The sequence below is a fragment of the Skermanella rosea genome (genome assembly GCF_016806835.2).
GTDB lineage: Bacteria > Pseudomonadota > Alphaproteobacteria > Azospirillales > Azospirillaceae > Skermanella > Skermanella rosea.
Map to the genome: position 1 here is coordinate 5,811,790 of NZ_CP086111.1, position 14,235 is coordinate 5,826,024.

At 68.0% G+C, this 14,235-nt stretch carries 15 protein-coding genes; 10 read left to right on the top strand and 5 right to left on the bottom strand.

The window, feature by feature from the left end:
* Positions 1-681, bottom strand: coding sequence for a Tim44/TimA family putative adaptor protein (locus JL101_RS27145; RefSeq protein ID WP_203098158.1), 681 nt, complete (start codon positions 679-681; stop codon positions 1-3).
* A 178-nt stretch (positions 682-859) separates the two neighbouring features.
* Between JL101_RS27145 and JL101_RS27150 the strand changes: the two genes are divergently transcribed.
* The 3 genes from JL101_RS27150 (at position 860) to secB (ending at position 2,558) form a co-directional block, all read left to right on the top strand.
* The gene (locus tag JL101_RS27150) at positions 860-1,408 is read left to right on the top strand and encodes an FxsA family protein (RefSeq protein ID WP_203098157.1); all 549 of its coding nucleotides are present in this window, start codon (positions 860-862) and stop codon (positions 1,406-1,408) included.
* 9 nt (positions 1,409-1,417) lie between these two features.
* Positions 1,418-1,969, top strand: a complete 552-nt coding sequence (locus tag JL101_RS27155; protein ID WP_203098156.1) for a histidine phosphatase family protein — start codon at positions 1,418-1,420, stop codon at positions 1,967-1,969.
* 118 nt (positions 1,970-2,087) lie between these two features.
* Entirely contained in the window at positions 2,088-2,558 is a 471-nt protein-coding gene (secB, locus tag JL101_RS27160; RefSeq protein WP_202680803.1) for a protein-export chaperone SecB, read from the top strand.
* A 140-nt stretch (positions 2,559-2,698) separates the two neighbouring features.
* Here secB and rho read toward each other — a convergent pair whose 3' ends face one another.
* Entirely contained in the window at positions 2,699-3,955 is a 1,257-nt protein-coding gene (gene rho, locus JL101_RS27165; protein ID WP_201075697.1) for a transcription termination factor Rho, read from the bottom strand.
* 354 nt (positions 3,956-4,309) lie between these two features.
* Between rho and JL101_RS27170 the strand changes: the two genes are divergently transcribed.
* Positions 4,310-7,066: a cation-transporting P-type ATPase gene (locus JL101_RS27170; RefSeq protein ID WP_203098155.1), complete on the top strand. Its 2,757-nt coding sequence runs from the start codon at positions 4,310-4,312 to the stop codon at positions 7,064-7,066.
* A 73-nt stretch (positions 7,067-7,139) separates the two neighbouring features.
* Here JL101_RS27170 and hemJ read toward each other — a convergent pair whose 3' ends face one another.
* From hemJ to hemE, 3 genes are all read right to left on the bottom strand, one after another.
* Positions 7,140-7,568 carry a protoporphyrinogen oxidase HemJ gene (hemJ, locus tag JL101_RS27175; protein ID WP_202680805.1) on the bottom strand — a complete coding sequence of 143 codons (429 nt, stop codon included), beginning with the start codon at positions 7,566-7,568 and terminating at the stop codon, positions 7,140-7,142.
* Positions 7,569-7,578: 10 nt separating this feature from the next.
* Positions 7,579-8,682: a ferrochelatase gene (hemH, locus tag JL101_RS27180; RefSeq protein ID WP_203098154.1), complete on the bottom strand. Its 1,104-nt coding sequence runs from the start codon at positions 8,680-8,682 to the stop codon at positions 7,579-7,581.
* A 65-nt stretch (positions 8,683-8,747) separates the two neighbouring features.
* Positions 8,748-9,809, bottom strand: coding sequence for a uroporphyrinogen decarboxylase (hemE, locus tag JL101_RS27185; RefSeq protein ID WP_407697446.1), 1,062 nt, complete (start codon positions 9,807-9,809; stop codon positions 8,748-8,750).
* Positions 9,810-10,267: 458 nt separating this feature from the next.
* On the opposite strand from hemE, the gene JL101_RS27190 reads away from it, so the two are divergent.
* Genes JL101_RS27190 through JL101_RS27215 form a run of 6 tightly spaced genes read left to right on the top strand, consistent with a single transcriptional unit; the run spans position 10,268 to position 14,207 of the window.
* Positions 10,268-11,119 carry a pyruvate, water dikinase regulatory protein gene (locus JL101_RS27190; protein WP_203098287.1) on the top strand — a complete coding sequence of 284 codons (852 nt, stop codon included), beginning with the start codon at positions 10,268-10,270 and terminating at the stop codon, positions 11,117-11,119.
* Entirely contained in the window at positions 11,116-11,739 is a 624-nt protein-coding gene (locus JL101_RS27195; RefSeq protein ID WP_203098152.1) for a Maf family protein, read from the top strand. Before JL101_RS27190 ends, JL101_RS27195 begins: the two co-directional genes overlap by 4 nt.
* Positions 11,736-12,578 carry a shikimate dehydrogenase gene (locus JL101_RS27200; protein ID WP_211111165.1) on the top strand — a complete coding sequence of 281 codons (843 nt, stop codon included), beginning with the start codon at positions 11,736-11,738 and terminating at the stop codon, positions 12,576-12,578. The genes JL101_RS27195 and JL101_RS27200 overlap by 4 nt, the downstream gene beginning before the upstream one ends.
* A gap of 13 nt (positions 12,579-12,591) precedes the next feature.
* Positions 12,592-13,242, top strand: coding sequence for a dephospho-CoA kinase (gene coaE, locus JL101_RS27205; protein WP_203098285.1), 651 nt, complete (start codon positions 12,592-12,594; stop codon positions 13,240-13,242).
* Positions 13,235-13,927, top strand: coding sequence for a DNA polymerase III subunit epsilon (dnaQ, locus tag JL101_RS27210; RefSeq protein WP_203098151.1), 693 nt, complete (start codon positions 13,235-13,237; stop codon positions 13,925-13,927). The genes coaE and dnaQ overlap by 8 nt, the downstream gene beginning before the upstream one ends.
* Positions 13,928-13,937: 10 nt before the next feature.
* Positions 13,938-14,207, top strand: a complete 270-nt coding sequence (locus JL101_RS27215; RefSeq protein ID WP_203098150.1) for a hypothetical protein — start codon at positions 13,938-13,940, stop codon at positions 14,205-14,207.
* Positions 14,208-14,235 lie beyond the last annotated feature (28 nt).

Below are 14,235 nucleotides of genomic sequence, written 5' to 3' on the forward strand. Positions count from 1 at the left end.
TCAGTTCGGGACGCGGGTCTCGATCAGGGTCCAGTTGGGGTTCCGTGACCGCGTGTTGCGCGCGAAGGTCCAGATGTCCACGACCTCCAGCGGCTGTTCGGGATCGCCGTCGATCACCTCGCCCGCCTTGTCGCGCGTGATGTTGACCTGGTCGCTGACGAACTTGACCGTCACGAAGGCGGTCCGGCCTTCCATGCGGGCCTCGATCACGTCCGAGTCGCGAACGCCGATCACCTGGGTCTCCAGGGTCTCGCCGGCGGCCTGCCGGTTGCGGATCGCGGCTGCGAAATTGTCATAGACATCGTCGCTCAGCAGCGGCCGGAGGGTCGGCGTGTCACCCTGCGCGAAGGCGGTCACGATCATCTCGAACGCGGCGCGGGCGCCCTGGACGAAAGTCTTCTCGTCGAAGGTCGGATCGTTGGCCTGGATCTGCGCGATGCCGGCCGCGAGCGAGTAGGGCTCGTCGGGCGACGGCGGCGGCAGGTCCACGGGCATGCGACCGCGATCCGGCAGCGTCACAACGTTGTCTCCACTCTCCTGGCCGGGCCGCGGAGAATACGGGTTGGGTCGCTGGCGCTCCTCACCGTGACGCCGGCCCAAAACGCCGCGCAGCCGATACACGAGAAAGGCTGCGATCATGGCGAATATCAGGATATCGATGAAATAAAACCCCTCGCCCATTGAACATGTCCTGGTCGGTTCGCCCTAGACCGTCAGCCGGGCGCGTATTAACTGTACCGCGTGAAGAGCGTATGTGTACGGTGTCAGCCGAATCCCCGTACCGGTAATCCCCGTACCGGTTTCGACAAACGCCTCTTTTCGTAGATAGGCCGTTACCGGGGAAAGAGCAAGGACACGCATGTACATCCTACTCGCATTCATCATCCTTCCGATCATCGAGATAGCCGTATTCATTCAGGTGGGCGGCTTGATCGGTCTGTGGCCGACCCTTGCCTTGATCCTCCTGACGGCTTTCGCCGGGGCGGCTCTCCTGCGCGTGCAGGGCTTCGCCGTGGCCCGGCGGGCTCAGGAGAGCCTTGCCCGCAACGAACTGCCGGTCGCCGAGGTGTTCGACGGTTTCTGCCTGGTCGCCGCGGGAGTGCTCCTGCTGACGCCGGGCTTCGTGACGGATACGCTCGGCGCCCTGCTTTTCATCCCGGCCTTCCGGGGTTTTCTTCGCCGCCGCCTGATCGCCCTGCTGGGCAAGCGCGGCGGCATGCGCGTGTTCGTCGACGGGACGGAGGTGAATCCCGACGATCCCTTCGCCCGCAGGACCAACAGGCCGCCGCCCGGCGTCATCGAGGGGGAATTCACCGATGTCACGCCCGGTCCGGCGGACCGGACCGACCTTCCGCCGCCCGACAGCCCCCCGCCCGACAGCCGCTGGCGCCCTCCCCATAACCGGTAACGTCACATCATGCTTCTGATCCGCCATGGACAATCCGAGTTCAACGCCGCCTTCGCGGTCCGGCGCGTCGATCCCGGATTGATCGACCCCGGCCTGACCGAGACCGGCCGCGCCCAGGCGCTGGCCGCCGCGGCCCAGCTGTCCGACCGGGGGCTCAGACGCCTGCTGGCGAGCCCCTACACGCGGGCTCTCCAGACCGCCTCGATCATCGCCGAGGTGCTCGAACTGCCGATCGAGGTCCAGCCCATCCTGGGCGAGCACGCCCATTTCATGTGCGACATCGGGACGCCCCGCTCGGAGTTGGAAAAGCAGTGGCCCTACCTGGCGTTCGACCACGTGCCGGAGATCTGGTGGCCCGACCAGGAGGAGAACGAGGACGGCGTCATGATGCGCGCGGCAGAGTTCCGCGCCATCGCCGCCGGGATGAGGGACGAGCGCCATGTCGGCGTCGTCAGCCACTGGGGCTTCATCCGCGCCCTGACCGGGGAGGAGGTGACGAACTGCGCCATCGTGGAGTTCGACCCCCGCGGGGCTCCGGCCCGGCTGCCGCCCGTACCGTGACCCGGCGGCACCCGTTCATTGCCGTGCCCCGCGGTTCCGTGCTAGCCACAGCACCAGACGCGCAGAACCGATACGAACCGCGCATGCGCCATTTCAACGCGCTCACCAGGAGATCACCATGACCGACCAGTCCGGCGCCGGCCAGAGCCGCCCCACCGCCCTGCCGATCGTCATCAACGCCCAGTACGTCAAGGACTTCTCGTTCGAGAACCCCAACGCCCCGCAGACCCTGCTGCCCGGCCAGCCGGCTCCCCAGGTCTCGGTCGGCGTCGATGTCCGCAGCCAGCAGGTCGGCGAGACCCTCTACGAGGTCGTGCTGGAGATGCGCTGCGAGGCGAAGGTCGGCGAGAACACCGCGTTCCTGGTCGAGCTGTCCTATGCCGGCCTGTTCACCCTCCAGGGCCTCGCCGACGAGCATATCCGTCCAGTGCTGCTGATCGAGGGTCCGCGCCTGCTGTTCCCGTTCGCCCGGGCGATCGTCGCCGACGCGACCCGCGACGGCGGTTATCCGCCGCTGATGATCAACCCGATCGACTTCACCGACCTCTACCGCCGCCAGACCGCCCCGCAGCAACCGACGACGGCCTGAACACTGGTTCCCGGCGGAGGGTGCGCGTCCCGCGCACCGTGGGCGGCGGGCCGCCGCCCTTCCCACACGGAATGAAAAAGGCCTTTGCCTCTCCCGCGCGGAGAGAGGCAAAGGCCTTTTTCATGTCCGCCGGAAGCGGATTACTGGTTCATCGAGTCGAAGAACTCGGAATTGCTCTTGGTGTGCTTCAGCTTGTCCAGCAGGAAGTCGACCGAGTCCGTGACGCCCATGGGCATCAGGATGCGGCGCAGGACCCACATCTTGGAGATCGTCGCCTTGTCGACCAGCAACTCTTCCTTGCGGGTGCCCGACTTGGTGATGTCGATCGCCGGGAAGGTGCGCTTGTCGCTGATCTTGCGGTCCAGGATGATCTCGGAGTTGCCGGTGCCCTTGAACTCCTCGAAGATCACCTCGTCCATGCGGGACCCGGTATCGATCAGCGCGGTCGCGATGATGGTCAGCGAGCCGCCTTCCTCGATGTTGCGGGCGGCGCCGAAGAAGCGCTTCGGGCGCTGCAGGGCATTGGCGTCTACGCCGCCGGTCAGCACCTTGCCGGAGCTGGGGACGACCGTGTTGTAGGCGCGCGCCAGGCGGGTGATGCTGTCCAGCAGGATCACGACGTCGCGCTTGTGCTCGACCAGCCGCTTGGCCTTCTCGATCACCATCTCGGCGACCTGCACGTGCCGGGCCGCCGGCTCATCGAAGGTGGAGCTGACGACCTCGCCGCGCACGCTGCGCGCCATGTCGGTCACTTCCTCCGGCCGCTCGTCGATCAGCAGGACGATCAGGTAGACTTCGGGATGATTCTGGGCGATCGAGTGGGCGATGTTCTGGAGCATCACCGTCTTGCCGGTGCGCGGCGGCGCCACGACCAGCGCGCGCTGGCCCTTGCCCAGGGGGGCGACCAGGTCGATGATCCGGCCGGTGAAGTTCTTCTTGGTCGGATCCTCGATTTCCATGTTCAGCCGCTCTTCCGGATAGAGCGGGGTCAGGTTGTCGAAGTTGATCCGGTGCCGGACCTTGTCCGGGCTGTCGAAATTGATCGTGTTGACCTTGAGCAGCGCGAAATAGCGCTCGCCGTCCTTCGGCGCCCGGATCTGCCCCTCGACCGTGTCGCCGGTGCGCAGGCCGAAGCGGCGCACCTGGCTCGGGCTGACATAGATGTCGTCCGGACCGGGCAGGTAGTTGGACTCCGGAGAGCGCAGGAATCCGAAGCCGTCCTGGAGGATCTCCAGCACGCCGTCCCCGAAGATCGGCACCTCGTTGTCGGCGAGCTGCTTCAGGATGGCGAACATCATGTCTTGCTTGCGCAAGGTGCTGGCGTTCTCGATCTGTAATTCTTCGGCGAACGCCAGTAACTCGGCAGGCGTCTTACATTTCAACTCTTGGAGGTTCATCGGGAGCCTGTGGGGGACGGGAGCGGCAGTTGAATGCCGGGCGCAGTTGCTTGGGCAGCGCGGCAGAGAGGAGGCTATCGGCCGTCGGAGCATCCCCGGGCGGGACGCTTGAGAATATGCTTTAGGATTCTCGGGATTGGGCCTTCTGATGAAGATATAGTTATACGAACCGGATTGACAAGTCAAACGAAACCGGAACTGTACCGAAGCTCTATATCCGCGGATAGGTGCTCGGGTCCCGATATGGCCACTGCGGCGGGTTGTCGCTGGGATGCCCGATGACGCACGATTGCGCTCGTGATCCCGCCTGCGGAAACCAACTGAGGCTCAGGGCCAACAATCGTGGAGGACATCATGACCGTCGACACCCGGTCGCGGCCGAATCCGGCGCCGGTTCCGGGCGAACCCGGCTCCTCCGACGCGCCGGAAGCCTGGCATGCGGTCGGCGCTCCCGAGGCGCTCCGCCGGCTGGGGACCGGCGAGCAGGGCCTGAGCGCCGGGGAGGCCGCCGCCCGGCTGGGCCGCTACGGGCCGAACCGGCTGACGCCGCCTCCCCGGCGAAGCGCCCTGATGCGGTTCCTGGTCCAGTTCAACAATGTGCTGATCTATGTCCTGCTGGCGGCGGCCGCGATGAGCGCAGCTCTGGGCGAGCTGGTCGACGCCGCGGTGATCGTCGGCGTGGTGGTGATCAACGCCCTGATCGGCTTCATCCAGGAGGGCAAGGCGGAACAGGCGCTCGATGCCATCCGCGACATGCTGTCGCCGAACGCCGCCGTGATCCGCGACGGCACGCGCCGGACCATCCCCGCCGATGAGCTGGTGCCCGGCGACCTGGTCCAGATCGCCTCCGGCGACAAGGTGCCGGCGGATCTGCGCCTGATCGCCGCCCGCAACCTCCAGATCCAGGAATCGGCGCTGACCGGCGAGTCGGTGCCGGTCGCCAAGTCGGTCGATCCGGTGGCCCCGGACGCCGCCCTCGGCGACCGCGCCCCGGCGGCCTTCTCCGGGACGCTGGTGACCATGGGGCAGGGAACCGGGCTGGTGGTCGGCACGGGCGACCGCACCGAGATCGGCCGGATCAGCACCATGATCGCCGGGGTCGAGACCCTGACGACGCCGCTGCTGGCCCAGATGGCGGCATTCGGCCGGCTTCTCACCGTCGGGATCCTGGCGCTGGCCGCCTTCGCCTTCGCGGTCGGCGTCTGGCTCCAGGGTTTCGCCATGGACGACATGTTCATGGCGGCGGTCGGGCTGGCGGTCGCGGCGATCCCGGAAGGGCTGCCGGCGGTCATGACCATCACGCTCGCCATCGGGGTCACCCGCATGGCCCGGCGCAACGCCATCATCCGGCGCCTGCCGGCGGTGGAGACGCTGGGCGCGGTCAGCGTCATCTGTTCGGACAAGACCGGCACCCTGACCCGGAACGAGCTGACGGTCCGCCGGGTCGTGACATCCGGCAATGCCTACGACGTGGACGGCATCGGCTACGCGCCGTCCGGCGGCTTCAGGCCCGACGGCGCGGCCGATGATTCCCCGACAGACTCCGGCGCCGATCCCGTTCTGGCGGAGATCGCGCGCGCGTCCCTGCTGTGCAACGACGCCTCGGTGTCGGAGCGGGACGGGGAGTGGCGCCTGGAGGGGGACCCGACCGACGGCGCGCTGGTGACCCTGGCGCTCAAGGCCGGGCTCGACCCCGCCCGGGCCGGCCGGGACTGGCCCAGGATCGACGTGATTCCGTTCGAATCGGACCACAAGTTCATGGCGACGCTCCACCGTGGCGCCGGCGGCGCGCGGATCTACGTCAAGGGAGCGCCGGAACGGATCCTCGAGATGGCGTCGACGGAGCGCCGGCCCGATGGCGACGCGCCGCTCGACGCCGCGGAATGGCACCGCCGGATCGAGGCCATGGCGGAACATGGCCAGCGGGTGCTGGGGATCGCGGTGCGGGAGGCCGCCCCCGACCAGCGGAGCGTGGAGTTCGAAGACGTCGCCGGCGGCCTGACGCTGCTGGGGCTGGTCGGCCTGATCGATCCCCCGCGCGAGGAGGCGATCGAAGCGGTCAAGGCCTGCGCCAGCGCCGGCGTCCGGGTCAAGATGATCACCGGCGACCATGCGGTCACCGCGGGGGCGATCGGCGCCGCCTTCGGCCTGGGCGGAGCCCCGGTGCTCACCGGGCGCGACCTCGACCGGCTGGACGAGCGCGGGTGGCTGGAGGCCGCGCGCACCACCGACATCTTCGCCCGCACCACGCCCGAGCACAAGCTGCGGCTGGTCGAGGCGCTCCAGGCCGACGGCGCCACCATCGCGATGACGGGGGACGGCGTGAACGACGCGCCGGCCCTCAAGCGGGCGGATGTCGGGATCGCCATGGGCAACAAGGGGACGGAGGCCGCGAAGGAGGCGGCCGCCATGGTGCTGGCGGACGACAACTTCGCCTCGATCGCCCGGGCGGTGGCCGAGGGGCGGACGGTCTACGACAACCTGCGCAAGACCATCCTGTTCCTGCTGCCGACCAACGCGGCCCAGGCGATGATCATCCTGGCGGCGATCCTGGCCGGGACCATGCTTCCGATCACCCCGGTGCAGATCCTCTGGGTCAACATGATCAGCGCGGTGACCCTGGGCCTGGCGCTGGCCTTCGAGCCGAGCGAGCCCGACATCATGCGCCGGCCGCCCCGCGGCCCCGGCGAGGGCATCCTGACCGGCTACATGGTCTGGCGGATCCTGTTCGTCATGGTCCTGCTGGTGATCCCCGCCTTCGGTCTCTTCCTGTGGCTGGAATCCTCCGGCGCGCCGCTGGAGCAGGCCCGGACCGTCGCGGTCAACGCGCTGGTGGTCGGCGAGATCTTCTACCTGTGGAATGCCAGGGCCATCATGAACCCGGTGCTGTCCGCGCGGGGCATCCTCGGCAGCCGGCCGGTGCTGATCTCCATCGCGCTGTGCCTGGCGCTCCAGCTTGCCTTCACCTACGTCCCGCTGATGCAGGACCTGTTCGGCACCGCGGCCATCGCCGCCATCGACTGGCTGATCCTCGCCGGCTTCGGCCTCGCCACCTTCCTCATCGTCGAGGCGGAGAAGGCGGTGGCGCGGCGGATCATGGGACGGGGATGAGAGTAGCGGCGGGATACCGGCATCAACGGTCGATATCCGCGCCCATCCTGTCAAGCGGCATCGCCGCCCCGTGTCAGAACGGCTTGACGATCACGAAGATGACGATGCCGATCATCAGCAGTGTCGGCACCTCGTTCATGATGCGGAAGAAGCGCTGGGGCCGCTCGTTGCGGTCCTCGGCGAACTTCCGGCGCCAGCCCGCCATCATCATGTGGATGGCGGTCAGGCCGACCACGAAGGCCAGCTTGGCGTGGATCCAGCCCATCTCGAACCAGCCCGGGTTCAACACCAGGAGCCAGATGCCGAACACGTAGGAGGCGATCATCGCCGGGTTCATGATGGCGCGCAGCAGCCTGCGCTCCATCACCTTCAACGTCTCCGAGGTGGCCGATCCAGCCGGCGCCTCGCAGTGGTAGACGAACAGCCGCGGCAGGTAGAGCAGCCCCGCCATCCACGCGATGATGCTGATGACGTGAAGCGCCTTCACCCAATCGTAGAGCAATCCCCGGCCCTCACTCGGCCGCCAGGGGGCGCTTGGCCTGCTGCCCGCCGGCGGAAGGCTGCCGGTTGGTCTGCTGGCGGGCCCGTTGCGGGCAGCCCTGGAAGCCGTCCGGGCAGATCCGCCCGCCCGCCTGGGAGCACATCGCCACCTCGCCGGCCAGCGCGCGGCGCACCAGCCCGGCGAGGCCCTGGATGAAGCTGTCCTCGACGCCGACGGTCGGCACTCGGACGAAGTGGGGAACGCCCTTCTCGTGGGCCAGCTCGCGGTACTCGACCTCGATCTCGACCAGCGTCTCAGAATGCTCGGACACGAAGGCGATCGGGACCACCACCAGGGGCACCTTGTCGGCACCCGCCCGCTCGATCTCGGAATCGGTCGAGGGGCCGATCCATTCCAGCGGGCCGACGCGGCTCTGGTAGCAGCTCACCCAGTCCAGGCCGGGCATGCCCAGCTCCTGGACGATCGCCTCGGCCGTGCGCTCGCACTGCCACTGGTAGGGATCGCCGCCCTTGACCACCTTCTTCGGCAGCCCGTGGGACGAGAACAGCACCCGCGGCTTGCCGTGGGCCGAGGCCTCCTCCACCCCGCTCCGGATCAGCCGGGCGGCAGCATTGATGAAGCCGGGCTCCGTCGGGTAGCAGCACACGGTGACCGTCGGCTTGTCGAGGCCGGCGGTCTTGGCCGCCTGAAACCACATCTTCTCGGACGAAGCCGTGGTCGTGGTGGAAAACTGGGGGTAAAGCGGCAGCAGCACGACCCGGTCGGGGTCGAACCGGCGCACCTGGTCGGCGGTCTCGTCGCTCATCGGGTGCCAGTAGCGCATCGCGATGAAGGCCTTGACCTCGCCCATGTCGGCCAGCGCCGATTCGATCGCGCGGGCCTGCGCCTGGGTGTTCTCCAGAAGAGGCGACTTGCCGCCCAGGATCTCGTAGATCTCGCCCGCCGGCTTGGCGCGCCGCTTGGCCAGCAGATGGGCGAGCGGCGTCCGGAACAACCCGGGGATACGGATGATCGCCGGATCGTTGAACAGGTTGAACAGGAACGGTCGGACGGCTTCGGGACTGTCGGGTCCACCCAGGTTGAACAGGACGACAGCGATTTTCTGGTTCGGCATGGTGGTGAAGCTGGTTGCATCCGGTTGATTTGTCCAGTCCCCAATGGGGCTGGGCATGATTTCCATCAGCCTTGACTTAGGTCGGGCCAGGATTTGACCAGTGCGGCAAGCTGTCCGACATGCTCGGGCGGCGTCGTCTGGACCACGCCGTGGCCGAGATTGAAGACGAACGGACCACCGGACAGGCTGCGCAGGATGCCGGCCGCGGCCTCGCGCATCGCGTCGCCGCCCGCCACCACCATGATCGGATCCAGGTTGCCCTGCACCGGCAGCTTCGTCTGAAGCTCGGACGCCGCCCATTCCGGCGGCACCGTGGTGTCGAGCCCCAGCGCCGTGACGCCGGTCGTCTCGGCATATTCCCGGTACATCGCGCCGGCGCCGCGCGGGAACCCGATCACCGGGACGCCGGGATGCCGGGCGTTCAGCAGCTCGACCAGCCGCCGGGTCGGCTCGATCACCCATTTGCGGAATTCCGGCGCCGGCAGCACGCCGGCCCAGCTGTCGAACACCTGGACCGCCTCGGCCCCGGCCTGGATCTGGGCCGAGAGATAATCCGCCGTCGTCCGCACCAGCAGGTCGATCAGGGCCTGGAAACCCTGCGGATCCCCGTAGGCGAACCGCTTGACATGAGCGTATTCCTTCGAGCCGCCGCCCTCGACCATGTAGCAGGCCACCGTCCAGGGCGATCCGGCGAACCCGATCAGGGCCGTCGTCTCCGGAATCGCGGTCGAGAGCCGCCGCACCGTCTCGTAGACGGGGGCCAGCCGCTCGTGGAAGGCATCGGTCGACAGCCGGTTCAGGCCGGCGGCTTCCCGAATCGGGTCGAGCTGCGGCCCCTCGCCTTCCACATAGTCCAGTTTCTGCCCCAGCGCGTGCGGCACCACCAGGATGTCGGAGAACAGGATCGCGGCGTCCATGCCGTAGCGGCGCAGCGGCTGAAGCGTCACCTCGACCGCCAGCTCGGGCGCGAAGCACAGGTCCAGGAAGCTGCCCGCCTGCGCCCGCGTCGCCCGGTACTCGGGAAGATACCGCCCGGCCTGACGCATCAGCCAGAACGGAGGCCTTGGCAGGGTCTCCCCGTTCAAGGCGCGGATGAACAACTTCTGCGAGCTTTCCAAGGTGCGAATTTCCATTCCGAAAGAAGGCGAGGCGGAAGGCTCGGAAAGCCTTATCCCCACTCAGGTCCGAGACACTCTTCTATCCTGATTCTTTTTATAGAAGAAGGGTGGCTGTGGATGATCCCTGTGGAAACCGGTGATTACATTTCATCCCCATAATGATCCACAGGCTGTGGGAAGGTCATCTGGATTTGTGGGCCTCTCCCCGGATCGTTTGAGCGATTCCACCGGCAATGCTATAGACTCAACAACTCTGGGAGTCATGGGGATAACATGCACCGAATGGAGAGCTGTCCGCGACTCTCACAGCGACCCATTTATTTATCCGCAGCGGGGGCAGGTCACCGGCTTTCCGGGGCATTACGATCATCGACGGGGCGCCATCAGGCATTGTCCCGGAAAAAGGCCGACTTATCCCCGGTAATCATCGAGATATACACAGGCTGACCCTTGGCATGAACTCAAGTCTGAAGCAGTTCCACCTGCATCTGGTGTCCGACGCGACGGGAGAGACGATCAACAGCGTCGCGCGCGCCTGCGTGGCCCAGTTCGACCAGGTGCAGCCGATCGAGCATTTCTGGAACCTGGTCCGGACGACGCGGCAGCTCGAAATGGTCATCGAGGGGATCAAGGATAATCCCGGCCTCGTGATGTTCACCCTGGTCGACGAGAAACTGCGCCGCCGCCTGCAGGAGACCTGCCGCGAACTCCAGGTGCCCTGCATCCCCGTGCTCGACCCGCTGATCAACGCGCTGGCCGCGTATCTCGGGCTGGAGAGCCAGAGCCAGCCGGGCCGCCAGCACATGCTGGACGCCGAGTATTTCGGCCGGATGGACGCGATGGACTTCGCGCTGGCCCACGACGACGGCCAGAGCACCTGGGACCTGCACGAGGCCGACGTGATCCTGATGGGCGTCTCGCGCACCTCCAAGACGCCGACCTGCATCTACCTGGCCAACCGCGGCATCAAGGCGGCCAACGTGCCGTTCGTGCCGGGCTGCCCCCTGCCGCCCGAGCTGTCCCAGGTCACCCGGCCGCTGATCGTGGGATTGACCAAGGATCCGGACCGCCTGATCCAGATCCGCCGCAACCGGCTGAGGCTGCTGAACCAGGGCGAGGACACCGACTACGTCGATCCGGAGGTGGTCCGCCAGGAGGTCGCCGAGGCCCGCCGGCTCTACAGCCGCCACGGCTGGGCGGTGATCGACGTGACCCGCCGCTCGATCGAGGAGACCGCGGCCGAGATCATGATGCTTCTGGCCCGGCGCCAGACCGGCTCGCCCGCCGCCCGCGCCGCGCTGGAGAGCGAGAAGCCATGACGGAAGAGCCTGTCACCCTGTCCGAGCAGCCCGTCGTCCTGGCCTCCGCCTCCAAGGCCCGCCGGGCCATGCTGGAAGGCGCCGGGGTCGCCGTCGTGGCCGAGGCCGCCGCGGTGGACGAGGAGGAAGTCAAGCACAGCTTCCGCGCCGCCGGCCTGAAGGCGGAGGAGGTCGCGGAGGCGCTGGCCGAGCTGAAGGGCAAGCGCATCTCCTCGCGCTACCCAGGCGTCCTGGTGCTGGGGGCCGACCAGATGCTGGAATGCGACGGCGCCTGGTTCGACAAGCCGGCCGACCGGGCGGAGGCCAGGGCCCACCTCCAGGCGCTGCGCGGCCGGAAGCACCGACTGGTGTCGGGCGTGGTGGCCCTGATGAACGGCCAGCGCCAGTGGCACCACGTGGACGTCGCCACGCTCACCATGCGCGACTTCAGCGACGCGTTCATCGACCGCTATCTTGACGCGATGGGCGACGCCGTGCTGACTTCGGTCGGCGCCTATCAGCTGGAGGGACTGGGAAGCCAGCTCTTCAACCGGATCGAGGGCGACTACTTCACCATCCTCGGCATGCCCCTGCTGCCGGTGCTGGACTATCTGAGACAGAGGCGAATCCTGGCATCATGATCCTGACAGCGAAGGCGGTGGTGGCCGGCGTGATGGGCTGGCCGGTCGGCCATTCCCGCTCGCCCCGGCTCCATGGCTGGTGGCTCGACCGCTACGGCATCGACGGCGCCTACATCCCCTTGGCGGTTCCGCCCGACCGCGTCGCCGAGGCCGTCCGGGCCCTGCCGGCCCTGGGCCTGCGCGGCGCCAACGTGACCGTGCCCCACAAGGAGGCGGTGATCGCGGCCTGCGACCGGGTCGATCCGGTGGCGCGCCGCATCGGCGCCGTGAACACGCTGGTGGTGGCGGAAGACGGCACGATCGAGGGCCGCAACACCGACGCCTTCGGCTTCATGGAGAACCTGCGCGCCGACCGGCCGGACTGGCGGGCCGGTGCCGGCCCCGCCGTGGTGCTGGGCGCCGGCGGCGCCGCCCGCGCGATCCTGGTGGCCCTGGCCGACGCGGGCGCCCCGGAGATCCGCCTGCTGAACCGGACCCGCGACCGCGCCGAGACCCTGGCATCCGAGCTGGGCGGCCCGGTCCGGGTGCTGCCGTGGGAGGAACGCGCCTTCGCCCTGGACGGGGCCGCCCTGGTCGTCAACACGACCACCCAGGGCATGGGCGGCCAGCCGGCGCTCGACCTGGACCTCGGCCGGCTTCCGCCGGCGGCGCTGGTGACCGACATCGTCTATACGCCGCTCCATACCCCGCTCCTGAAGGCGGCGATGGAGCGCGGCAACCCCGTGGTGGACGGGCTGGGCATGCTGCTCCACCAAGCCCGCCCCGGCTTCGAGGCTTGGTTCGGCCGGGTGCCCGAAGTCACGCCGGAACTTCGCCGGTTCGTCCTGGAAGGCCTCTGATGCCCGGGTGGCCATGATCGTCCTGGGCCTGACCGGCTCGATCGGCATGGGCAAGAGCACGGCGGCGCGGATGCTGAAGCGGCTGGGCGTTCCGGTCCATGATTCCGACGCCACGGTCCACCGGCTGCTGGGCCGGGGCGGCGCCGCCGTGCCCCTGATCGACCGGCAATTCCCCGGCACCGTGCGCGACGGCGCGGTGGACCGCCAGGCGCTCGGCGCCGTGGTGTTCCGCGATCCCCAGGCGCTGCGCCGGCTGGAGGGGATCCTCCACCCGCTGGTCCAGGGCTCCCAGCGCCGCTTCCTCGCGCGATGCGCCGCCCGGCGCGACCCCGTGGCCGTGCTGGACATTCCCCTGCTGTTCGAGACCGGCGGCGAGCGGCGGGTCGATGCCGTCGTCTGCGTCACGGCGCCGCCCGCGATCCAGCGCGCCCGCGTGCTGGCCCGGCCCGGCATGACGGCGGAGAAGCTGGCCGGCATCCTGCGGCGCCAGATGCCCGACCGGGAGAAGCGCCGCCGCGCCGATTTCGTGGTGGAAACCGGCCTCGGCCGGGCCCGCACCTTGCGCGCGCTCGCCCGCATCGTCAGATTGGTCACAGGCCGGAGGTCCCGCGTCTGGCCACCCCGCAGATACAGTCCCGTCACGGTGAAGCACTTCCATGCGTGAAATCGTCCTCGACACCGAAACGACCGGCTTCGATCCCCTGACCGGCCACCGCATCGTGGAGATCGGCTGCGTGGAGGCGATCAACTTCGTTCCGACCGACCGGTACCTCCACCTCTACATCAATCCGGAGCGCGACATGCCGCCGGAGGCCTTCGCGGTCCACGGCCTGTCGGAGGAGTTCCTGAGGGACAAGCCGGTCTTCGCCGAGATCTGCGGCCAGTTCCTGGACTTCATCGGCGATTCGCGGCTGGTCATCCACAATGCCGAATTCGACATGCGGTTCATCAATGCCGAGCTGAAGCGGCTCGGCATCCCGACGCTGCCGATGAGCCGCGCGCTCGACACCGTGCAGATGGCGCGCCGCAAGTTCCCCGGCGCCCCTGCCAGCCTGGACGCGCTGTGCCGGCGCTTCAACATCGACAATTCCAACCGCACGCTGCACGGCGCGCTGCTCGACGCCCAGCTGCTGGGCGAGGTCTATCTGGAGCTCCAGGGCGGCCGCCAGCCCGACCTCGTGCTGGCCGGCAACCGGCGCGGTGCCGCCGGCGACGCCGAAGGTCCGGTCAAGGTCGAGCGCATCCGCCGCGAACCGCGCCCCCACGCCCCGACCGAGGCCGAGCTGGAGGCCCACGGCGCCCTGCTCAAGCAGCTGAAGAACCCGATGTGGCTGGCCGGCGCGTCCTGAACGGGACCTCATGACCGTCTTCTTCACCAGCGACAGCCACTTCAACGACCATCGCGTCATCTTCATGTATGGCCGGCCCTTCGCCTCCACCGGCCCCATGGACGAGGCCATGGTCGCGCGCTGGAACGAGACGGTCGGCCCGGACGACACGGTCTGGCACCTGGGCGATTTCGCGGTCCGGCTGAACGAGCGCCGGGTGGACGACCTGCTGTTGCGCCTGAACGGCCGCAAGCACCTGATCACCGGGAAATGTGAGTGTTTTAGCAGTCTCATTTTTTGATTTAGATCATGAAAATTCGAGATAAATA

Coding starts and splice junctions, on each gene's coding strand:
- JL101_RS27145 (WP_203098158.1), bottom strand. CDS start 681: ATGGGCGAGGGGTTTTATTTCATCGATATCCTGATATTCGCCATGATC.
- JL101_RS27150 (WP_203098157.1), top strand. CDS start 860: ATGTACATCCTACTCGCATTCATCATCCTTCCGATCATCGAGATAGCC.
- JL101_RS27155 (WP_203098156.1), top strand. CDS start 1,418: ATGCTTCTGATCCGCCATGGACAATCCGAGTTCAACGCCGCCTTCGCG.
- secB (WP_202680803.1), top strand. CDS start 2,088: ATGACCGACCAGTCCGGCGCCGGCCAGAGCCGCCCCACCGCCCTGCCG.
- rho (WP_201075697.1), bottom strand. CDS start 3,955: ATGAACCTCCAAGAGTTGAAATGTAAGACGCCTGCCGAGTTACTGGCG.
- JL101_RS27170 (WP_203098155.1), top strand. CDS start 4,310: ATGACCGTCGACACCCGGTCGCGGCCGAATCCGGCGCCGGTTCCGGGC.
- hemH (WP_203098154.1), bottom strand. CDS start 8,682: ATGCCGAACCAGAAAATCGCTGTCGTCCTGTTCAACCTGGGTGGACCC.
- JL101_RS27195 (WP_203098152.1), top strand. CDS start 11,116: ATGACGGAAGAGCCTGTCACCCTGTCCGAGCAGCCCGTCGTCCTGGCC.
- JL101_RS27200 (WP_211111165.1), top strand. CDS start 11,736: ATGATCCTGACAGCGAAGGCGGTGGTGGCCGGCGTGATGGGCTGGCCG.
- coaE (WP_203098285.1), top strand. CDS start 12,592: ATGATCGTCCTGGGCCTGACCGGCTCGATCGGCATGGGCAAGAGCACG.
- dnaQ (WP_203098151.1), top strand. CDS start 13,235: ATGCGTGAAATCGTCCTCGACACCGAAACGACCGGCTTCGATCCCCTG.
- JL101_RS27215 (WP_203098150.1), top strand. CDS start 13,938: ATGACCGTCTTCTTCACCAGCGACAGCCACTTCAACGACCATCGCGTC.